The organism is Lentzea alba, from assembly GCF_011067745.1.
In the GTDB taxonomy this organism is placed as follows: Bacteria; Actinomycetota; Actinomycetes; order Mycobacteriales; family Pseudonocardiaceae; genus Lentzea; species Lentzea alba.
Window position 1 is genome coordinate 187041 of record NZ_JAAMPJ010000003.1, and the last position, 20391, is coordinate 207431.

General features: G+C 68.7%; 22 protein-coding genes. 11 read left to right on the top strand and 11 right to left on the bottom strand.

Translation table 11 applies throughout. The features are described from left to right. The first annotated feature begins 34 nt into the window (after window positions 1-34). Window positions 35-2017 carry an RICIN domain-containing protein gene (locus tag G7043_RS13285; RefSeq protein ID WP_166045919.1) on the top strand — a complete coding sequence of 661 codons (1983 nt, stop codon included), beginning with the start codon at window positions 35-37 and terminating at the stop codon, window positions 2015-2017. A gap of 56 nt (window positions 2018-2073) precedes the next feature. Here G7043_RS13285 and G7043_RS13290 read toward each other — a convergent pair whose 3' ends face one another. Genes G7043_RS13290 through G7043_RS13300 form a run of 3 tightly spaced genes read right to left on the bottom strand, consistent with a single transcriptional unit; the run spans window position 2074 to window position 6833 of the window. Then, a complete protein-coding gene (locus tag G7043_RS13290) occupies window positions 2074-3732 on the bottom strand; it encodes a DEAD/DEAH box helicase (RefSeq protein WP_166045920.1) in 1659 nt (552 codons plus the stop codon). A 60-nt stretch (window positions 3733-3792) separates the two neighbouring features. After that, window positions 3793-4026, bottom strand: coding sequence for a hypothetical protein (locus tag G7043_RS13295; protein WP_166045921.1), 234 nt, complete (start codon window positions 4024-4026; stop codon window positions 3793-3795). After that, the gene (locus G7043_RS13300) at window positions 4023-6833 is read right to left on the bottom strand and encodes an AfsR/SARP family transcriptional regulator (protein WP_313887842.1); all 2811 of its coding nucleotides are present in this window, start codon (window positions 6831-6833) and stop codon (window positions 4023-4025) included. Before G7043_RS13300 ends, G7043_RS13295 begins: the two co-directional genes overlap by 4 nt. A gap of 162 nt (window positions 6834-6995) precedes the next feature. On the opposite strand from G7043_RS13300, the gene G7043_RS13305 reads away from it, so the two are divergent. Together G7043_RS13305 and G7043_RS13310 are read left to right on the top strand one after the other, a co-directional pair. Next, complete coding sequence (locus tag G7043_RS13305) at window positions 6996-7574, top strand: RICIN domain-containing protein (RefSeq protein ID WP_166045922.1); 579 nt, start codon at window positions 6996-6998, stop codon at window positions 7572-7574. Between the two features lie 121 nt (window positions 7575-7695). Further along, entirely contained in the window at window positions 7696-8538 is an 843-nt protein-coding gene (locus G7043_RS13310) for a DODA-type extradiol aromatic ring-opening family dioxygenase (RefSeq protein WP_166045923.1), read from the top strand. A 4-nt stretch (window positions 8539-8542) separates the two neighbouring features. Here G7043_RS13310 and G7043_RS13315 read toward each other — a convergent pair whose 3' ends face one another. Continuing rightward, window positions 8543-8791 (bottom strand): hypothetical protein, encoded by a 249-nt coding sequence (locus G7043_RS13315; protein ID WP_166045924.1) that lies wholly within the window; start codon window positions 8789-8791, stop codon window positions 8543-8545. Continuing rightward, window positions 8773-8985: a zinc finger protein gene (locus G7043_RS13320; protein WP_313887843.1), complete on the bottom strand. Its 213-nt coding sequence runs from the start codon at window positions 8983-8985 to the stop codon at window positions 8773-8775. Before G7043_RS13320 ends, G7043_RS13315 begins: the two co-directional genes overlap by 19 nt. Window positions 8986-9088: 103 nt before the next feature. Between G7043_RS13320 and G7043_RS13325 the strand changes: the two genes are divergently transcribed. The 3 genes from G7043_RS13325 to G7043_RS13335 are packed head-to-tail and all read left to right on the top strand — an operon-like array spanning window position 9089 to window position 10975. Further along, on the top strand, window positions 9089-9919 hold the full coding sequence (locus tag G7043_RS13325; protein WP_166045925.1) for a helix-turn-helix domain-containing protein: 831 nt from the start codon (window positions 9089-9091) through the stop codon (window positions 9917-9919). 10 nt (window positions 9920-9929) lie between these two features. After that, the gene (locus G7043_RS13330; RefSeq protein ID WP_166045926.1) at window positions 9930-10091 is read left to right on the top strand and encodes a DUF397 domain-containing protein; all 162 of its coding nucleotides are present in this window, start codon (window positions 9930-9932) and stop codon (window positions 10089-10091) included. A 26-nt stretch (window positions 10092-10117) separates the two neighbouring features. Then, on the top strand, window positions 10118-10975 hold the full coding sequence (locus G7043_RS13335) for an ornithine cyclodeaminase family protein (RefSeq protein ID WP_166045927.1): 858 nt from the start codon (window positions 10118-10120) through the stop codon (window positions 10973-10975). 66 nt (window positions 10976-11041) lie between these two features. On the opposite strand, the gene G7043_RS13340 is transcribed toward G7043_RS13335, so the two are convergent. After that, complete coding sequence (locus G7043_RS13340) at window positions 11042-12262, bottom strand: glycoside hydrolase family 16 protein (protein WP_166045928.1); 1221 nt, start codon at window positions 12260-12262, stop codon at window positions 11042-11044. 185 nt (window positions 12263-12447) lie between these two features. On the opposite strand from G7043_RS13340, the gene G7043_RS13345 reads away from it, so the two are divergent. After that, a complete protein-coding gene (locus tag G7043_RS13345; RefSeq protein WP_166045929.1) occupies window positions 12448-13008 on the top strand; it encodes a TetR/AcrR family transcriptional regulator in 561 nt (186 codons plus the stop codon). Continuing rightward, window positions 13008-13571, top strand: a complete 564-nt coding sequence (locus tag G7043_RS13350; RefSeq protein WP_166045930.1) for a hypothetical protein — start codon at window positions 13008-13010, stop codon at window positions 13569-13571. Before G7043_RS13345 ends, G7043_RS13350 begins: the two co-directional genes overlap by 1 nt. Here G7043_RS13350 and G7043_RS13355 read toward each other — a convergent pair. Continuing rightward, the gene (locus tag G7043_RS13355; RefSeq protein WP_166045931.1) at window positions 13527-13949 is read right to left on the bottom strand and encodes a nitroreductase family deazaflavin-dependent oxidoreductase; all 423 of its coding nucleotides are present in this window, start codon (window positions 13947-13949) and stop codon (window positions 13527-13529) included. The two genes, G7043_RS13350 and G7043_RS13355, sit on opposite strands and share 45 nt — an antisense overlap. After that, window positions 13950-14729 carry a helix-turn-helix transcriptional regulator gene (locus G7043_RS49850; RefSeq protein WP_166045932.1) on the bottom strand — a complete coding sequence of 260 codons (780 nt, stop codon included), beginning with the start codon at window positions 14727-14729 and terminating at the stop codon, window positions 13950-13952. Window positions 14730-14822: 93 nt separating this feature from the next. Here G7043_RS49850 and G7043_RS13365 point away from each other — a divergent pair, with 93 nt between their 5' ends. Genes G7043_RS13365 through G7043_RS13375 form a run of 3 tightly spaced genes read left to right on the top strand, consistent with a single transcriptional unit; the run spans window position 14823 to window position 18509 of the window. Continuing rightward, window positions 14823-16475 (top strand): AMP-binding protein, encoded by a 1653-nt coding sequence (locus G7043_RS13365; RefSeq protein WP_166045933.1) that lies wholly within the window; start codon window positions 14823-14825, stop codon window positions 16473-16475. A 30-nt stretch (window positions 16476-16505) separates the two neighbouring features. Beyond that, a complete protein-coding gene (locus G7043_RS13370) occupies window positions 16506-17321 on the top strand; it encodes an SDR family NAD(P)-dependent oxidoreductase (protein WP_166045934.1) in 816 nt (271 codons plus the stop codon). A 3-nt stretch (window positions 17322-17324) separates the two neighbouring features. Further along, window positions 17325-18509, top strand: a complete 1185-nt coding sequence (locus G7043_RS13375; RefSeq protein ID WP_166045935.1) for a hypothetical protein — start codon at window positions 17325-17327, stop codon at window positions 18507-18509. Here the strand turns inward: G7043_RS13375 and G7043_RS13380 are convergent. From G7043_RS13380 to G7043_RS13390, 3 genes are all read right to left on the bottom strand, one after another. Continuing rightward, on the bottom strand, window positions 18487-19350 hold the full coding sequence (locus tag G7043_RS13380; protein ID WP_313887844.1) for an AraC family transcriptional regulator: 864 nt from the start codon (window positions 19348-19350) through the stop codon (window positions 18487-18489). The two genes, G7043_RS13375 and G7043_RS13380, sit on opposite strands and share 23 nt — an antisense overlap. An 85-nt stretch (window positions 19351-19435) precedes the next feature. Beyond that, window positions 19436-19804: a hypothetical protein gene (locus tag G7043_RS13385; RefSeq protein WP_166045936.1), complete on the bottom strand. Its 369-nt coding sequence runs from the start codon at window positions 19802-19804 to the stop codon at window positions 19436-19438. A 62-nt stretch (window positions 19805-19866) separates the two neighbouring features. Further along, a complete protein-coding gene (locus tag G7043_RS13390; RefSeq protein WP_166045937.1) occupies window positions 19867-20208 on the bottom strand; it encodes a hypothetical protein in 342 nt (113 codons plus the stop codon). Window positions 20209-20391 lie beyond the last annotated feature (183 nt).

Consider the following 20391-nt stretch of genomic DNA (forward strand, 5'->3'; position numbering starts at 1 on the left):
GTTGCTGATGCCTTGAGTCCTGGGGGATTCGCAGTTGTCCAGAACCAGTCTGGGCGGCCGCTGCATGCGCGCATTAGCGGCGCTCGCGGTCGTTTCCACGTTCGTTTCCGGTTCGGTCGTGCCGGCGAGCGCCGCGGCGGCGCCGCGTGAGTCGACGGTCGACCAGAAGATCGCGGCAGCGCGGGAGATCCCGCTGTCCATCACGCCCACCCAGTACCAGATGACGGACTGCAACTTCACCATCTGGGTGTGGGGACAGACGAAGCAGGCCGCCAACGCCAAGGTGAACCTGGCCGCGTCGGACGCGTTCGAAGCGAACTCTCCGTCCAATCCGGAGGCGTGCTACCGCTTCATCACCGAGGACATCTACACCGCGCACCAGGCGGACCTCATCGAGCAGCTGCAGAAGGCCAAGCGCGACAAGCAGCGCGTCGCGGCCGCCGAGGTGGTCAGCTGGAACAACCTCACCCAGGGCGATCTCGACGCCACGCTGAAGGAGTTCGTCTTCCGCCTCTGGGAGCGTGCCGAGGCGAGCAGCGAGGTGAAGAGCAAGGCCGCGGCCGTGCTGACCGCGACGTCCACCGACGAGCAGCGCCAGGTCTACGTCGTCACCGACATCTTCACCGCTCGTGAGGTCGACCGGCAGCGCCGCATCGAGGAAGCCGAACGCAAGCGCCAGGAAGAGCTGGCACGGCAGGAGAACGAGGACAAGCGCGCCCAGGCGTGGCTGGTCGTGGCCAAGGCGCCGCTGACCGAGGACCTCAAGCTCATGACGGACCACGAGTTCGTCTACTCGATCTTCCGCCGGGCCACCGGAAAGTGGATCAAGGCCGACGCGCAGGCCGCGGCCGACAACCGTGACCCCAAGGTGTGGAAGGCGTTCATCTTCACCGGTGTGCACGCCGCGCACCAGAAGGATCTCGAAGAGCAGAACCAGGCGGACGCGGCCGAGACCGCGAGGCGGATCAACGAGATCCTGAGTGCGGCCGAACGCGACGGCTACAAGCCGAACCTCGCCAGGGCGGCCCGCGTCGCGCTGTCGGGTGATCTGGCCGCACGTCACGCCTTCCTCAACATCGGCCAGCACGAGGCGCTCAAGCTCGACCTGATCAAGCCGGAGCACAAGCGCGTCATCGAGCTCCAGGGCGTGGCGTCCAGCCGCTGCCTGCAGATCTGGGGGGCGGGCGAGGACTCGATCCGGCCGGGACAGCAGCAGGAGCTGTGGGACTGCGCGCGCGGCACCAAGCAGGTGTGGGAACTGAACCAGGTGAACGGTGACCAGTACCTGTTGCAGAGCCTGCACTCCAAGCAGTGCCTCGACGTCTCCGGTGACGCCGTGGTGCAGAACTGGTGCAACAGCTCGACCGCGCTCTGGAAGTTCATCGAGAACCACGCGGACGGCTCGTTCCAGCTGCAGAACGTCGCCAACGGCCGGTACGCGACGGCGCAGAACAGCGGGACGGCCAACTCGACGCTGATCGTCCTGGGCGGCAACACCAACGCGATCGACCAGCGGTGGCGCGTCATCGACCCGACGCACCGCGCGGACGTGGTGGGCGTGAGCGCCGGCGTCGTGTGGATCAAGGGCGTCGAGTCCGGCCGCTGCCTGCAGCCCGCGGGCCTGTGGGACAAGCCGAACGAGGGCGCGAACGCCGACATGGCGCAGATGGAGCTGTGGGACTGCGTCGGCGGCTACAAGATGCGGTGGGACGTCATCCCGCTCGGCCACAACCGGTTCGCACTGAAGAACGCGCAGTCCGGCAAGTGCCTCGACATCCAGAACGGCCGCTACGAGCGTGGCACCCCGATCATCCAGTACGGCTGCCACTACGGCGGCACCGAGCAGTTCAACTTCACCCAGAGCGTGGACAACAGCCTCGGGTTGCAGAGCGTGCTGACCGGCCAGTTCGCGGACGCGATCGGACACGCCACGCACAACGGCGCGATCGTCCAGACCTGGGACCACACCGGTCTCGCGAACCAGCGGTGGACGCTGGTGTACAACCCGCCGGTGTAATCCGCTGACGAGAACTGCCCCTTCCGGCTCGCCGGAAGGGGCAGTTTCGCGTGGGTCTAGCGGGGCTGGCGCTCGCGGCGGATCGTGACGCGCTTGCCCTTGATGGTCGCGTCGCGCAGTTGCTCGATCACGTCGGCCGCGGCCGGGCCCGGCACCTCGACCAGCGAGAACCGGTCCGCGATCTCGATCGCGCCGATGTCGCGGCCCTTCAGCTGCGTCTCGCCGGTGATGGCGCCGACGATGTCCTGCGGCCGGATGCCCGACGAGCGGCCCGCGCCGAGGAACAGCCTGGTCATGCCCTCGGACGGGCCACGGCGCTCGCGGCGCGGACCAGTGGCGCCGTCGCGGCGCGGACGGTCCTCGCGCGGGCGCACCTCCGGGATCTCCTCCTCGTCCGCGGCGGCGCCGGACGCCTCGTGGGCGAGCTTCACGGCGGCGAGCGCGATGTCCATGACGTCGAACTCGTCCGCCAGGGTCTCGACGACGACGCGGAACCGCGAGAGGTCGTCCTCCATCAGCGACTCCTGCAGCGACGACCGGGTCAGCTCCAGCTGCCGTGCGCGCAGGTCGGCGACCGTCGGCACCTTCTCCATCGGGATCTTGGTCTTGGTGACGCGCTCGATGGTCTTGAGCATCGAGTTCTCGCGCGGCTCGACCAGGGTGATCGCGACGCCCTCACGGCCGGCGCGGCCGACGCGGCCGATGCGGTGCGTGTAGGCCTCGGGCGCGGACGGCACGTTGTAGTTGACGACGTGCGTGAGCTGCTCGATGTCGAGACCGCGGGCCGCGACGTCGGTGGCCACCAGCAGGTCGGCGGTGCCGCCGCGCAGGCGGGCCATCACGCGGTCGCGCTGCTCCTGGCTGATGCCGCCGTGCAGCGACTCGGCGCGGTAGCCGCGGCCGTTGAGCGTCTCGGTGAGCTGGTCGACCTCGTCACGCGTGCGGCAGAAGACGACGGCGGCGGTCGGCGACTCGACGTCCAGCACGCGGCCCAGCGCGGCGGGCTTGTGCTCGCGGCGCACCAGGTACGCGGTCTGCCGGACGCGCGGGGCCTCGCCCGGCTCGGTCTTCTCGCGCTCGATCTGGATCAGCACCGGCTCACGCAGGTGGCTGTTGGCCATGCGGTTGATGCGCGGCGGCATCGTGGCCGAGAACAGCACGGTCTGCCGGTCGGCCGGGGCCTCGGCGAGGATCGCGTCGATGTCCTCCGCGAAGCCCATGTCGAGCATCTCGTCGGCCTCGTCGAGCACGACGATCTGCAGCTCACCGAGCTGCAGCGTGCCGCGCTGCAGGTGGTCGATCGCCCGGCCCGGGGTCGCGACCACCACGTCGACACCGCGGGACAGTTCGCGCAGCTGACGGCCGATGGGCTGGCCGCCGTAGATCGGCAGCACCCGCGCGCCCATGTGCCGGCCGTAGCGGTGCACCGCCTCGGAGACCTGCACGGCGAGCTCACGGGTCGGGGCGAGGACGAGGGCGAGCGGCTTCTCACCCTTGCCGATCTTGTCTGCGATGCGTTCGAGCAGAGGCAACGCGAAGGCCGCCGTCTTGCCCGTGCCCGTGGCGGCCTGCCCCAGCAGGTCACTGCCCGCGAGCAGCGGCGGGATCGCTTCGCTCTGGATCGGCGTCGGCTCCTCGTAGCCCAGCGTGGTGAGTGCGTTGAGGATGTCGGGCCGCAGCCCCAGGTCGGCGAAACCGTTGTCGGCGGTGGTCATGGCGAATATCTTCCCCCACCGCCCGACATCGCACTCACCCAGCACTCACTCCGGGGCTGGTCAAGCAACCTCCCGCAGGCTCACCAGGACGTTCGCGCCGCTCGTCACGCCGTTCGCGGCGGCCGTGATCTTGACCTGACCAGGCCTTATCGCGGTGAGGCCGCCGTTGTCCGGAGCGAGCCGGGGCCGGAGTGGCCGCCCACGCGCAGACCGGGTGACCCTTCCCACACCGCGGCCGCCGGACATTTCACCGGCAGCGTCCTCGCGCCCCGTTTCAGCGTTGCCGTCGATCACGTGCGGGAATTCCGTCCATTGTGGATTTTCGGGTCGGTCGATCCGTTAGTCCACTGTGGATAGTCCGGTGTGGCGGCGATCAGTTCGTCCAGTCGTCGTTGTAGTCGCGTGGCGGCGTCTCCGCGTCCTTGCCGTCGATACAGGTCCACCGCTTCCTGCCACACGGCACGGGCTTCGCCGTGCTGGCCGAGAGCGATGTGCGGGTGACCGAGCGCGTCGAGGTTGTTCGCGGCCTCGTACAGGTCACCGAGTTCGCGGAAGACGACGTGCGCGGCCCGGTAGTGCGCGATGGCCCTGTCGTGCCGGCCGCTGCTGTGCTCGATGAACCCGAGGCTGTCCAGCGCGGAGGCCTCCGCCAGGGTGTCGCCCTGCCGCCGGTGCACCTGGAGAGCGGCCTCGCAGTGAGTGCGGGCGACGTCGTACCGGGCCAGCTGGGAGGCGTACCAGCCGACCTGGTTGAGCGAGGCGCCCAGCCAGGCGTGGTCACCGAGCGCCTCGAACAGCTCCAGCCCGTCCGTGGCGTACCGGAACGCGTCGTCGTTGCGGCCGGACTGCCCGTAGGCTCGCGCCAGTACCCGGTAGGTGAGTGCCCGCTGCTCGAGGTTGCCGTGCCGGTCGGCCAGTTCGAGCGCCTCGTGCAACTGCCGGATGGCGTGCTCGTGCCACCCTAGATCCGTGTAGGCGGAGGCGAGGAAGCGCTCCGCCTGGATTCGCTGCACGGGGGCGTGCAGGTGCGTGGCCGCCGTGCGCGCCGCTATCCACATCGCGAGCTCGTCCTGCGCGAGCCCTCGCCGTCCGTGGTAGGTGCTCGTCGCCCACGCCAGCTGCCACACGGTCTCGTGCTGGCCGTGGTCGGCCGCGGCTGCCTGGACGGTCAGCAGGTTGCGGTGCTCCGCGGTGAACCAGTCGATCGCCGACCGCACGTCGCCGAGCGGCCGGCATCGCACGCCCGCCACGGGATCGACCCCCGACCGGTTCCTGCGGTAGGGGTGCAGGTGCCCGGCGGCGTCGCGCGAGGTCTGCGTGTAGTGGGCGAGCAGCCGCCGCAACGCCGCGGTCATGCCCTCCGGTGCCAGGCGGGTGGCGTACGCGCGGACGAGGTCGTGCATCTGCCATCGGCCGGGGCTGTGCTGATCGAGCAGTGACGCTTCTTCCAGCTGCCGCAGCACCTGTCCGGTGTGTGCCGGTGACAGGTCGAAGAGGCTCGCCGCAGCCATGAGCCCGATGTCGGCACCTGGCGCGATGCCCAGCAACGCGAACACCTCGCGTTGCCGCGTGGTGAGCGCGCGGACGGACCACGACAGCACGGTGGGGAGACTCGCGGTCGGATCGGCGTCGTGCAGCGCGCCCAAACCCAGTTCCCGCAGCTCGGCGGCGACCGCGGTCAACGGCAGCTGCGGGCGGGTGCGAACGTGACAGACGATGATCGCCAGCGCCAGCGGAAAGCCGTCGCACAAGGCGATCAGCGTGTCGATCGCCTCGGGTTCCGCGCTGACCCTGGCCGCTCCGAGCTGCCGGACCAGCAGACCGCGCGACTCGTCGGCGGTGAGCGGGTCGAGAGGAACGTGACGTGCGCCGTGACGGACGATCAACCCGTTGAGCTTGCGCCGGCTCGTCACCAGGACGGTGCACGAGCTCGCACCGGGCAGCAGCGGTGTGATCTGCTCGACGTCGGCGGCGTTGTCCAGCACGACCAGCATCCGTCTTCGGGCGACGGTGCTGCGGTACAGCGCGGCCTGGGCGTCCAGGCCACTGGGAACCGCGGCGGTGTCGATGCCGAGCGCGTCGAGGAATCCGCGCACCGCCGCCGCGGGAGGCGTCGGCACGCCGTCCGGACAGAACCCGCGCAGGTCGACGAACAGCTGGCCGTCCGGGTAGTGGTCGGCGTGAAGATGTGCCCAGTGCAGCGCCAGCTGGGTCTTGCCGATCCCGCCGGTGCCCGCGATCGCCGAGATGACGACGACGCCGGAACCGGCGTGGAGAGCGGCGTCCAACGCCTCCAGCTCCTCCTCGCGGCCAACGAACACCGAAGGCGCGGCGGGCAGTTGTCTGGGCACTGCGGCCGACCCCTTCGTGTTCGTGTCGATCAGCGCCGGGTCGGCCTCGAGGATGCGCCGGTGCAGTGCCTGAAGCGCGACACCGGGCTCGGTTCCCAGCTCGCCCACCAGCAGTCGGCGGAACCGCCGATAGTGTTCCAGCGCGTCCGCGGTGCGTCCCGCCTGGTGCAACGCGAGCAGGTACTGCCCGGCCAGCCGCTCGTCCAGCGGGTGCGTCGCCTGCCGTTCGCTCAGCTCGGCCACCAGTTCCTCGCCGTGGCCGAGGCGCAGCCGGGCGTCGACGAGGTCGCGTTCGGCGGCGAGCCGTTCGGCGGCCAGCCGTTCACGCGTGTCGGCCGCCCATTCGCCGTCGACGCCGGTCAGTGCGTCTCCGCGCCACAGGACCAGCGCATCGCCGAGCAGCCGCACCTGTTCGGCGTCGGCGAGCCCACGGGCACCGACGCACAACGCGCGGAACCGGCTCAGATCTGTTTCGCTCGTCTGCAACAGATAGCCGCCCGACCTCCGAACGATGCTCACGTCCTCCACCTCGGCAAGAGCGTGACGCAGACGCGAGATGTACCCGTGCAGCGTTGCTCGTGCGCGCGGTGTGGCGTCCGGACCCCAGACCCGCTCGACCAGACGCTCCACCGGCACCACCCGTCCGGCGTCCACCGCCAACGCGCCCAGCACGCTCTTCTGCCGCGGTGCCCCCAGATCCACCGGTCTGTCGCCGACGTGCGCGGTCACTTCCCCCAGCAACTCCAACACCAGATCCCCTTGTGCCAGACGTGCCCCCCAGGCTTACAGGAATAGCGGAGTCGACCTGCGGCTGCAGAAAACCTGCAAGCGGTTCACACGGATGGACCCCGAGAGTGATCGCACGCCGAGAGGAACGGCGGTTCAACCGAGTTGAGAACTGAGGGGGTTCTGTTGTCAGTACTGAAGAAAGTCCTCGTGACGGCCGCGGCCGCGCTGATGCTGGCCGGCGCCGGGACGGCCACGGCGAACGCGGCGACCGAACGGCCGGGGGTGCCGAAGGTGACGAACGCGGTCAAGGCCGCCGCGGATCCGGCCAAGGACTTGCGGGCGGCCGCCGCCTACGGCCACATCATCAACAACAACAGCGGCATGTGCCTCGCCGTCCCAGGCGGCAGCACGGTGGAGGGCACCGGCCTGATCCAGTGGGGTTGCGGCTCGTGGGCCGACCACTACTGGACGCTGGAGCCGTGGGACATCAACGGCGTGCGGCACTATCGGATCATCAACCTCAACAGCATGCAGTGCCTCGCCGTTCCCGGCGGCAGCACGGTGCCGGGCACCCAGGTGATCCAGTGGGGTTGCGGCACGTGGGCCGACCACTTCTGGCGGGTGGAGAACTGGACCGGCAAGTCGCGGCTCGTCAACTACAACAGCCAGCAGTGTCTCGCGGTCCCCGGCGCCAGCACGGTCGAGGGCGAGAGGGTCATCCAGTGGACGTGCGGCACCTGGCCTGACCACTTCTGGCGCTGAGCACTTTCTGGCGCTGACCACTTCTGGCGCTGACCACTTCTGGCGCTGACCGCGGTCGACCGCTCGTGCCCAGATCCCTGGGCACGAGCGGTTTTTCGCGTCTGAAACCTAAACTGGCCCGGTGACGAAAAGCCTGACGGTCTGCTCCTCGCACCTGATCACCCTGCCCAGCGCTCCCCACGGCCCGGTCCGCGCGGCGATCGCGACGGCCCGCGAGGCAGTGTCGGCATTCGACCCGGAACTGGTGGTCTTCTTCGGCACCGACCACCGCCGTGCGTTCCGTTCGGTCGTCCCCACCTTCGCCGTGGTTCTGGAAGCAACGGCCCGAGGCGACGTCGCCGGCCCTGTCGGCACGTACGACGTGCCTGCTGCTTCGGGACGTGATCTGGTGGCCGATCTCGTGGCGCACGACTTCGACATCGCCACCGCCTACCGTGCGGAGCTGGACCACGCGTTCGGCCACACGACCCGGGACCTGCTGGGGTCGATCGACGCCAAGCCGGTGTTGCCGGTCTTCATCAACTGCGCCTCGCCGCCGCACGCCTCCTTCCGCCGCGCGGCGTCGCTGGGACGCCGCGTCGGCGAGTTCTTCGCTGATCAGCGCGTGCTGTACGTCGGCTCGGGCGGCCTGGCGCACGACCTGCCGGGTTTCCGCGAACCCGAGACGGGCGCGGTGCTCACGGAGGAGGAGCGCCAGGCGTGGATCAAGTCGGTCAACGAGCGCGCACGGTCCGAGGGCACGATCCGGGACCTGGTGCGCACGTGGGACGAGGCCTTCCTGGCCGGCGTCGGCGGCACGTCCTGGGAGTGGCTCGACTCGATCGGCACCGACCTGGTCTCGCGGGCCGGCAACGGCGCCGCCGAGTGCCTCACCTGGACGGCCGCCTGGGCCGCCGGTGGGCAGGCCCTGACGACGCTGGCGCACGAGTTCGACACCAACGGCCGCGCGGTCGCGATGTCCTGACTCTTCAAGTCGGCGGCGCCTCCACGGTGCTGAGCGCGTCGGCCTCGGCCAGGTACAGGCGGCCGAGGTCGATGAGGAGCGTGCCGAGCTCGCGGTAGTGCTCCGCGCGTTCCACATCAGGAATGAGGCCGCACGTGCGCAACATATTCTGTGCGAGCAACTCGCCGAACTGTGGATAAGTCTTCACCACCTCACGCGAGAGGCGTTGAAGAGATACGCGCAGCAGGTCCTCCGTCAGGATTTCCGCGGCCATGGCAGGATCCCCTCGTTCTCGCGCCAGACGCCGTCGCAATCCCAGCACGTCGGCCAGACGTTCTTCTCGCGCCACAAGCTCACCTGGTGCGGCACAACGGGATTGCCGCACAACGTCTCGACGAGCTGCCCCCTGGTCAGCTCGTCGGGGATGGCGTGACGTCGCCCCTCGTGGGGCATCCAACGGAACTTCACCTATTTATCGTGCAGCTTGGACGGACTCCAAGCTAACGCCCTTTTGGGTTGTGTTGCCGTCAAACGTTCTGGAATGCCCGAGAATGGGTCTACCTTCCTCGCCATGCCGAAAAGATTCTCCACTGCAAGAGGTCGTGAGTTCGGCGACGGCCTCCGTGCGGCGATCGCCCGCACAGGTATGACCGCACGCGCTTTGGCCGAGGTTCTGGGCTGGCAGGAGGCCAAGCTCTCGGACCTCGTCAACGGCAAGGGTGGGGCGACCGAACTGGAGCTCGCGCTGCTGCTGGGGGTGTGCCGGACGCCGCCCGAGGAGCGCGACCACCTGCTGGCGTTGTTCAACGAGGCCAACCTCAAGGGCTGGTGGCAGGACCACGGGGCGTGCACGCCGATCCGGCCGCGCACGTTGATCGAGCACGAGCGCACCGCGAAGAAGCTGATCAGCTGGCAGGTGTCGCTGGTGCACGCGTTGATCCAGCTGCCGGAGTACGCGCGGGCTGAAATCGCGGCGAGTGCGAACGTGCCCGAGGACGAGATCGAGGAGCGCGTGCACGCCCGCATTGAGCGGCAGATGGTGCTGGGCAGCGGATTGAAGTGCCACTTCTACCTTCACGAGGCGGCGCTGTTGCCGCCGATCGGCGGGCACGAGGCCATGGAAGCGCAGTTGGAGCACCTGCTGAAGATGGCGGCGCGTTCTTACGTCGAGCTCCGGATCGTGCCGTTCTCGGTCGGCGCTCATGCGGGACTCGCGGGGTCGTTCGACATGTTGACGTTCCACAAGTACGAGCCGGTCGTGTTCATGGACAGCGAGAACTCGAGCCTGATCATCGAGGCGCCGCCGGCCGTGAAGTCGTACGAGCGGGTGTTGGAGGCGCTCGATGAGATCGCCTTGGATGCGGAACAATCGAAAGGACTCGTCAAGAGGCTGCTGACATGAGGAGACACCGATGGCCGAGTGGCGCAAGAGTTCCCGTAGCGCGAACGCAGGCAATTGTGTGGAAGTCGCCATCGGTGTCGGTGTCCGGGACAGCAAGGCGCCCACCGCGCACGTAGAGGTGGGCGCTGAGGCTTGGGTCGCGTTCCTCGCGGAGGTCGCGCGGGCGCGCTGAGAAGCGCGGTCGTTACCATCCGAACCATGACCATGCCCGCAGCGATCGAAGCCGTCCGCGCCGCGTTCATCGGGCTCGCCGCGGAGGAGTTCGACCTGCCGCCGCGGCTCGCGTTCAGCGAGAGCGGCTCGCTCGTGATGGCGGTGCACCACCGGCCGAGCAGGTCCACGGCGGTCAAGGTGATCAGCATCGAGATCGAGCGGGATCCGGTGATCACGGGCACCGTGGTGTACTCGCATCCGGAGGGGCAGTTCGTCACGGACGCGGTGCCGCTCACGACGCTGCGGACCGGGGCTGTCGTCGGGGTGGCAACGGATTTGCTGGCCGATGAGGACGCCTCGCACCTGGCGCTGCTGGGTGCCGGGGCGCAGGCCGCGGATCAGGTGCGGGCCGTGCACGCGGTGCGGCCGTTGAAGAAGCTCGTCGTGTTCAACCGCAACGCCGAGAAGGCCGAGGCGTTGCTGGAGAGCTTGCAGGACGAGCTGCCGGACACGGTGATGGACGTGGAGCTCAACGCGGAGGAGGCGGTTCGGGACGCGGACGTCGTGTGTTGTGCGACGGCGTCGACGGTGCCGCTGTTCTCGTGCGACGCGCTCAAGGAACGGGTGCACGTCAACGCGATCGGGTCGTACCGGCCGGTGATGCGGGAGCTGCCGGAGAACCTGCTCGCCACCGCGGAAGTCGTTGTGGTGGACCAGGTCGAGGCGGCGCTGAGCGAGGCAGGGGAGATCATCCGGGCAGTCCAGAGCGGCGTGCTCAGACTTGAGTCGCTCGTCGAACTCGGTGCGGCGCTGGGAAATCCGCCTCTCAGGCAAGGCCGGACGGTGTTCAAGTCGGTCGGCGTGGCGGTGCAGGACTGGGCGGTCGCCCGCCTTCTCGCGTAGCCCTGACGCGAAACGGCGCTTTTGCGGACCTCAGGTCCACAAAAGCGCCGTTCCCAGCAGGGATTCTCAGACCTGCCACTTCTGGTTCGCTCCGCCGCCGCACTCCCAGATCTGGAGTCTGGTGCCGTTGGCGGAGGAGTTGCCCGTGGCGTCCAGGCACTTGTTGGCCTGAGGGTTCACGATGTCCTGAGCCCCGCTGACGGCCCATTGCTGGGCGCCGGTGCCGTTGCAGTCCCAGAGCTGGACCGCTGTGCCGTTGGCGACGTTGCCGCCGGACACGTCCATGCACTTGCCCAGCGCGCGGATCGTGCCGTCACCGGGACGGCTCCACTTCTGGGCGTTGTTGCCGTTGCAGTCGGTGATCTGGATGGGCGTGCCGTTGGCGGTGTTCGCCCCGGCCACGTCGACGCACTTGCCGCCGATGCCGCGGATCTCCGTGCCACCGCCGGGTGGCGGGCTGTCGTTGGAGACGCGGACCCAGTCGACCACGAGCTGCTGCGGGAACGTCGTGCTGCCGTCCGGGTAGCCCGGCCACTCACCACCGACCGCGAGGTTGATGATGATGAAGAACGGCTTGTTGAACACCCACTGCCGGCCGCCGAGGTCGGCGGGTGTCTTGCGGCCGTAGACGTTGCCGTCCACCGACCACACGATCTCGCCCGGCCGCCAGTCGACGGCGAAGTTGTGGAAGCCGTCGGCGAAGTTCGGGCCGTTGTACTGGTGGAGCAGGCCGCCGGAACCGCTGTAGCCGGGGCCGTGGATCGTGCCGTACACGGTGTTCGTCTGGTGTCCCAGGAACTCCATGATGTCGATCTCGCCCGAACCGGGCCACGGGTTGCCGGTGTTGATGTCGGCACCCAGCATCCAGAAGGCCGGCCAGATGCCCTTGCCGCGCGGCATCTTCATGCGCGCTTCGAACCGGCCGTAGGTCTGGGTGAACTTCCCGGCGGTGTTGATCCGGGCACTCGTGTACTCGCAACGGCCGTACCAGCAGTTGTAGTTGCCGGGGTTCTCGCGCTTGGCGGTGATCACGAGGTTGCCCTGGCCGTCGTGCACCGCGTTCGAGGTACCCGCCTGGTACCACTGAGACTCTCGGTTGTTGCCGTTGTTGTTCCCGACTTCCATTTGCCACTTGCCGCCGTCGACACCGGTGCCGGCGGGGGCGTTGAACTCGTCGGCCCAGGTCACCGCCGCGTTGGCAGGGGGAGCTTGGCTGGTGGTGGCGACGGTGATCCCTGCTGCCACCAACAAGGCGGCAGCGAGGGCCGTCCCGATGCGTCGCTGCATCGAACCGACCTTTCCGGGTGTTTAGTTGTGCGCCCAGTGGTTCGGAAGTGTTGTCACGCCGTGACTGTCGGTCAACGTGTAAACGTTTTCGGCTTTTACTCAGGTGAGAGCGCTCTCAAGGCAGGTTTTCCCGGTCCTTTTCCCGGTCCTTGACAGCTGAGGCTAATGGCATTAGCTTTTGGGCTATGGCCGTTCGCCCACGTCTCACCACCGCCAAGGTCGTGGACGCCGCGCTGGAGCTGGTCGACGAGCAGGGCGTCGAAGGACTGACGCTCGCCGCCGTCGCCGCTCGCACCGGTGTCGCCACGCCCTCGCTGTACAAGCACGTCGCGAGCCTCGCCGAGCTGCGAGGTCACGTCGGCGTGCGGGTGCTGGAGGAGATGACCGCCCGGTTCACCGAGAAGGTTCTGGGCCGGGCGGGCGACGAGGCCGTGGCAGCGCTCATGCACGCGTATCGCGAGTACGTGAAAGAACACCCGAAGCGCTACGCGGCCATGCCGATGGACCCGCTGCACGACGAACTGCAGCAGGCCGCCGGGATGAAGCTCGTGGAGGTCATGCTCGCGACGCTGCGGCAGTACGGCCTGGAGGGCTCCGCGGCCATCCACGCCACGCGCCGCCTGCGGGTGATCGTGCACGGCTTCGCGTCGATCGAGGCCGGTGGCGGGTTCGGCCTGCCGGAAGGCCTCGACGACACCTACGACCAGCTCGTCCGGATGTACCTCACCGACCTCAGGGGGCAATGATGAAGTGGACGCTCACCACCGCAGGCCTGCTTTTCCTGCTGTACCCCGTCTTCAGACCGTGGGAGGACGAAACGACGACGGCCGGTGCCGCGGCCGCGATGGGATCGCCGGCGTGGGTCGCGTCGCACCTGTTCGCCATGATCGGGTTCATCCTGGTGCCGATCGCGCTGCTGGAGATCCACCGCACCGCCGCGATCACGTTCTGGGTCGGCGCCGGGCTCACGCTTCCCTATTACGGCGCCGAGGACTTCGGCCTGCACGAGATCGCCGCGCAACCGAACATCCTCGAGCTCGCCGAGTCGGTGCGCTACAACCCCGTCGCCGTCACGACTTTCGCCGTCGGACTGGTGACGATGGGCGTCGCCGCAGTCATGGTCGCGCTCAAACTCCGCACGCTACCGGCGATCCTGTTCGCGGCCGGGTTCGCGTTGTTCCTGCCGCAGTTCTTCACGCCACCCGCGATCCGCATCGCCCACGGCGTGCTCATGATCGTCGGTTGCGTGTGGCTGGCGTGGGACTCAGCGCGCAGTGAGGCGAAAGACCCTCAGCTCGCGGCCTCCTGACCGCTTCACGTAGTCCTCGAACGCGGGCCAGGCCGCCACCATCGTGCGCCAGGCGGCCTCGCGCTCGGCCCCTTCGAGCAGGGTGCCCCGCACGTCACGGACCTCACCGCGCACGTTCACCTGGATGTCCGGGTTCTTCAACAGGTTCGCGGTCCACGCCGGGTGGTGCGGCTTGCCCCAGTTCGAACCGACGACCAGCATCGAGGAACCGTCGGCCACGTACTGGACCTGGTTCTCGCGCCGCTCACCGGACCTGGCGCCGACGGTGATCAGCGTGAGGCCGGTCTGCTTGCTGAACGAGACGAGGGTGACCTTGCCGCCGGTCAGCTTGTACAACAGGCGGTCGGTGCCGATCACTGCCTTCTCCAGCAACGACATTCAGAGCGCTCCCGTCGACCTCGCCGCGTGGACCGCGGCGGTTCTGTTGTGCACCCCCAGTTTGCGCATCGCGCCCCGGAGGTAGGCCTTGACGGTTTCGGTGCTCAACCCGAGCTCGGCGGCGATCTCCCGGTTGGACGCACCGACCGCGGCCAGCCGAAGCGTATCGAGTTCGCGTGGCGTCAGTCCGGTGGGGACGCTGACGGGAGCGTCACCGCCGAGATCCTGGTGGACCTTGCGCAGGCGTTCGCGCAACGCGGGATCCCCGACGAGCTTGGCGACCTCGGCCAGTTCGCGAAGTGCGGCCTGTGTGTGCAGAGTGGGCATGTCCAGGTCCTGTGCGAAGCCTTGGGCGATGGCGCCGGCCATCCTGATGGCCCGGTCGCCGACGGTCGCCTGCCCGCGCACGGCCCCGTAGAGCACGCCGTGCACGGTGCCGCGCACCGCGACCGGGTAGGCGAACACCGAGGTCAGGCGTTCGTCGACGACCACCATCTGGTCGAACTCGTGGGTGATCGCGCGGGTCGAGGCGTAGTCGTTCACCCGCACGGCCGTGCCCATCGCGATCGCCGTGCCTCCCAGGCCACGGCCGGTGCCGACGCGCAGTCCGTGCAACGACCTGCCGTGCGTGCCGTAGAAGCTGCTCAGCACCAGGTCACGGCCGGACGTGACGGCACCGCCGAACACGACGGGCAACCCGGTGGCTCGGCGGAGCACGTCCAGGCGTTGCGGCAGCAGCGCCTGAAAACGGTCTGGCAGCACGGTGGCAGTGTCACCCACGGCCGCACCCCCGAAAAGGGGTGCACCCCCATCCGGGGGTATCCGGCGGCCTCGGTCCTCCGCACCCTCTTGTGCCAGTGAAGGAGGCCACCGATGTCCAGCCACGACACCTACCGCGCGGCCCGCGACCTGATGCTCATCGACCCCGAGGCGTTCGCCTGGCCGAGTTTCCAGGGCAGCTTCAACTGGGCGCACGACTGGTTCGACCTCATCGCCGAGGACAACGGCACCACGGCGTTGCACATCGTCGAGGAGGACGGGAGCGAGCGCGCCTACCCGTTCGACGAGCTGCGCCGCAGGTCGAACCGCGTCGCGCGCTGGCTCGCCTGGCACGGCGTTGGCAAGGGCGACAGCGTGATGATCATGCTCGGCAACCAGGTCGAGCTGTGGGAGTCGATGCTCGCGGTGATGAAGCTCGGCGCCGTGATCATGCCGACGACCACCGCGCTGGGCCCCGCCGACCTCGCCGACCGGCTGCACCGCGGGTCGGTCCGGCACGTCATCGCGCGCAAAGAGGACGCTGACAAGTTCGAAGACGGGCCGGTGCTCATCTCGGTCGGTGGGGCAACAGCGGGTTGGCTGGACTACGCCGAGACCGCCGAGGCATCGGACAGCCCGGTGCCGCACCCGAAGACCAGGGCGGACGACCGGCTGCTGCTGTACTTCACGTCCGGCACGACCAGCAAGCCGAAGCTCGTCGAGCACACCCAGACCTCGTACCCGGTCGGCCACGTCACGACCATGCGCTGGATCGGCATCAGGCCCGGCGACGTGCACCTCAACATCAGCTCGCCTGGCTGGGCCAAGCACGCCTGGAGCTGCTTCTTCGCGCCGTGGATCGCCGAAGCGACGATCTTCGTCTACAACTACGCCCGGTTCGACGCGGCCGCGCTGCTCGGCCAGATCCGGGACAAGGGCGTCACCACGTTCTGCGCGCCGCCGACCGTGTGGCGGATGCTGATCAAGGCCGACCTCAGCGCCGGGCCGGGCAGTCTCAGGGAGGTCGTGGCCGCCGGTGAACCGCTCAACCCCGAGGTGATCGAACAGGTCCAGCAGCAGTGGGGCCTCACGCTGCGGGACGGTTTCGGGCAGACCGAGACCACGCTGTCGGTCGGCAACGTGCCCGGCGCGCCGGTGAAGCTCGGCTCGATGGGCACGCCGCTGCCGGGCGTTCCGGTCGTGCTCGTCGACCCGATCAGCGGGGAACCGGCTGAAGAAGGCGAGATCTGCATCGACCTCGAGCAACGGCCGATGTCGCTCATGGTCGGCTACCACGGCGACGAGGAGCGCAACGCCGAGGCGATGGCCGGCGGTTACTACCACACCGGCGACATCGCGAGCCGGGACGAGGACGGCTACCTGTTCTACATCGGACGGTCCGACGACGTGTTCAAGGCGTCGGACTACAAGATCTCGCCGTTCGAGCTGGAGAGCGTGCTGATCGAGCACCCGGCGGTCACCGAGGCCGCGGTGGTTCCCGCGCCGGATCCGTTGCGGCTCGCCGTGCCCAAGGCGTACGTGGCGTTGAGCGCGGGCTGGGAGCCCAACCGCGAGACGGCACTGCAGATCCTCAAGCACGCCCGCGAGAACCTGGCGCCGTTCCAGCGCATCCGGCGGCTGGAGTTCTTCGAGCTGCCCAAGACCGTGTCCGGCAAGATCCGCCGCGTCGACCTGCGCACGCGGGAGGAGCAGGGCGTCGGAACGGGGGAGTGGCGGGACGACCAGTTCCCCGAACTGCGCCAGTAGGGCGCTTGCCCATGGTGATCTACTGGTCGCATGGTGCGAAAGATCGCGGGACGCCCGGCGGTGATCACCGGGGCGGCGTCGGGCATCGGCCGCAGCCTCGCCCAGCGGCTGTCCCGGCACGGCTCCCCGGTGGTCATCGCCGACGTCAACGAGGCCGGGCTGCGGGAGACCGCCGACTCGCTCACGGGCCCGGTGCTGCGCCGGGTGCTCGACGTCCGGGACGCCGACGACGTGCGGCAGTTCGCCAAAGAGGTGAAGGACTGGCTGGACCTGCCTCTCGCGGCGGTGTTCAACAACGCGGGCGTGGCCACGTCCACGACCGTGCAGAACTCCCTGCCCGAGGACGACGCCTGGCTGTTCGACATCAACTTCTGGGGCGTGGTGAACGGCACTCGGGCGTTCCTGCCGCAGCTGGTCCAGCAGAACTACGGCGTCATCGTGAACACCTCCAGCGTGTACGGGCTGCTCGGGATGCCGAAGAACAGCGCCTACTGCGCCTCGAAGTTCGCCGTCCGCGGGTTCACCGACTCGCTGCGGCAGGAGCTGCGCGGCACCGGCGTCTCGGCGGTCACCGTGCACCCCGGCGGCATCAAGACCAACATCGTCCGCAACGGGCGCATCCACGCCGAGCTCGACGAGCAGGGCCGATCGCTGGAGCAGATCGCCGCGGACTTCGACAAGGTCGCGCTGACCACCGCGGACAAGGCGGCCGAGATCATCCACCGCGGGGTCGAACGCGGCAAAGCACGCATTCTGGTCGGGCCGGACGCGTACGTGTTCGACGCGCTCGCCCGCATCGCCCCGACCTCGTACTTCAACGTGATGGCGCGGTTGTTCGAACGGTGAGGCATGATCCACGCCGTGGATTCCTCGACGGTGGTGCGGCGCACTGAGCAGTGGTTCGTGCGCCAGGGCGCGCCGACCATGATCGAGGGGTACGGCTTCCGGTCGCACGTGCTGCCGCGGATGCTGCCCGCGCTGACGTTCGTGGCGGTCGGCAGCCTCGCGTGGCTCGTGCTGCTCAGGTCCACCGGGCTGTCCAAGTGGGTGCTGCTCGGGGTGATCGTCGCGGTGATGGTGTCCGCGTGGATCCTCATCTCGTTGTTCGTGCGGCGGATGCCGAGTTTCTCGCCGCGCACGACCGTGTTCCTGTTGGTCGCGTACGCGGCGATGCCGGTGATCGTGCCGGTGTTGCAGATGGTCATCAACAACAACGTCGTCGCGCCCGGAGCTCCTGAGCTGGAACCCGGGTACAAGTGGCTGCTGGTGTTCTGGTTCGTCCTGTTCTTCGGGGTGGCTTTCGTGGCGACGATGCTGGCCACCACCTACGGCCTGGGCGCACTGCTCAAGGGCGGCATCCGGCACGTGCTCGCCGACCTGCGCAACAGCGTGCATCTGCTCGGCCGGGCGTTGCCGCCGATGTTGTTCGTGACGCTGTTCCTGTTCTTCACCGGTGAGCTGTGGCAGGCGATGAACCACCTGCGGTGGCCGAGGGTCAGCCTGGTCGTGCTGCTGTTCGCGGCGATCACCGTGCTGGCGGCGGCCGCCCGCCTGCGCGACGAGATCGGCCGGGTCGAGCAGGACCTGCGGCCGGAGATCCTCACCGGCGCGTGCAAGGGCACGCCGCTGTCCGGGGTGGAGATCACCGAACCGTTGCAGCCCAAGCGGTTGAACCCGCGCCAGCAGCGCAACCTGCTGGTGATGCTCGCGATCCGGCAGCTGCTGCAGGCGGCGGTGGTCGGGCTCGGGCTGTTCGCGTTCTTCGTGGTGCTCGGCCTGATCGTGGTGACCCCGGAGATCGCCGCGCAGTGGATCGGGGCGGAGCCGAAGATGTCGATCATTCCCGGTGTGCCGTCGGCGATGTTGCGCAACGCCACGCTGTTCGCGGCGTTCGGCAGCATGTACTTCTCGGTGATCTCGATGAGCGACGCCGAGCACCGGCGCCAGTTCTTCGCGCCCGTGCTGGAGAAGGTCGAGCGGACGCTGGAGGTCCGCGCGGTCTACCTGTTGGTCAGAGAGCGGGTTCCGGCCTGAGCAGCGCGTCGCGGCTGGGTGGCGCGCCGAACTGACGGCGGTACTCGCGGCTGAACTGCGACGGGCTGTCGTAGCCGACCCGGTGGCTGACCGCGGTCACGTCCCGGTTGGTGGCGAGCAGCAACCTGGCCTCCTGCAACCGGATCTGCTTCTGGAACTGGATCGGGCTCATCGCCGTGACGGCCTGGAAGTTGCGGTAGAACGCCGACTCGCTCATGCCCGCGATCCGGGCGACGTTCTCGACCTTGAACGACTCGGCGAAGTTCTCGCGGATCCAGCTCACCGCCCTGGCGATGTGGCTGAGGCTGCTGTCCCGCGACCCGAGCTGGCGGACGACGGCGCCCTGCTCGCCGGTCAGCACCCGCCAGAGGATCTCCCGCTTGATCAACGGTGCGAGCGCGCGGGCGTCGCGCGGCTGGTCCAACAGTCGTGCGAGCCGGGTCACGGCGTCGATCAGCTCCGGCGTGGCGTCGCTGACGGCGAGGCCCTCCGGGGTGCCGGGCGTGGCGGGGACGTCGTTGTTCAGCAGCAGCTCGGCCACTGCCTCCGGGCGCAGCACCAGGCCGATGCCGAGCGCGGGTTCGGACGGGCTGATGCCGACGTAGTTACCGGTGATCGGCAGGTCGATCGACGCCACCAGGTACTGGCCGGCGCGGTAGTCGTAGACCCGGTCGCCCAACGCGATGCGTTTGCGGCCCTGGGCGACGAACGCGAGGATCGTGCCGGTCGTGCTCGGCGTCGGCGGTCCGCCGAGGGTGGTCCGCGAGACCAGGACGTCCTCGATCGGCGTGGTCAGATCCGGCCGGGCGTGCTTGGCGAGCAACGCGCGCAGTTCGTCCACGCCGTCGATGCTCCCCGGTGGTGGGACGATCAGGCAAGCGAGGGGCGCTCGCCCGGGAGAACTCCGGGCGAGCGCCCCATCAGGTTCAGCAGGTGCCGCGCGAGAGGATGTTCACCTCGACCGGCTTGGCGTCACCGATCTTCTTGTCGCCCTTTTCCCCAGCGGGAGCGACGAAGCACCGGGTGAACGGGAACTCGCCCGCCGGGCGGAAGAGGAGCTCGATCGCCCGCTTCTGGTTGCAGTGGTTGTTGTAGTACACCGTGGTGCTCGTGGAGCCGTCGCCCCACGAGATGTTGATCTTCTTGCCGCTCGGCGACGTGCATTTCGCCGACTTGCGGTGGACCGCCTGAACGGACACGTCGTCGGACGGCGCGGCGGACGCGGCCGGTGCGGCCAGGCCGCCCAGCGCGAGACCGGCGCCGACCACGGCGAGAACGAAGTTGCGAGACTTCACGTGCTAACCCCTTGGGTTGTTCTTCGCGACGGAGCGCGCTGACCGGGTGCGTTGGACGCAGGTCAGCAGCTGCCGCGGCTCGTGATCTTCACAGAGCGCGGGTTGGCGGTGGGCATCTTCTTGCTGTCCTTCGTCCTCGCCGGAGCGACGAAGCAGTCCGTGACGGGAATACCGCCGATGCCGCTGTAGGTGAGCTCGATCGCCCGCTTCTGGTTGCAGTGGTTGTTGTAGTACACGGTGACGCTCTGGTGGCCGTCGCCCCACGAGATGTTGATCTTCTGGCCGCTGGGCGACGCGCAGGGCGCCGACAGGCGGTGCGTGTCGGCGGACGCGGCCGGTGCGGCCAGTGCGCCCAGCGCGAGACCGGCGCCGACCATCGCCATGACGACGTTGCGAGACTTCACTTGGTGCCCCCATTTGCAGGTTGTTCGGGGTTGCCCCCTCTGACGTCGACAACCGTGGAGCACCTGCCCAGGACAAACCTAGGATGGATCTTGAATCGGCTGATCGGGGCACTTCGACCGGCTGTTCGGCCCGCCCATGCGAAACGCTCGGCTGGGACGACCCAGCCGAGCGCTTCAGCCTGC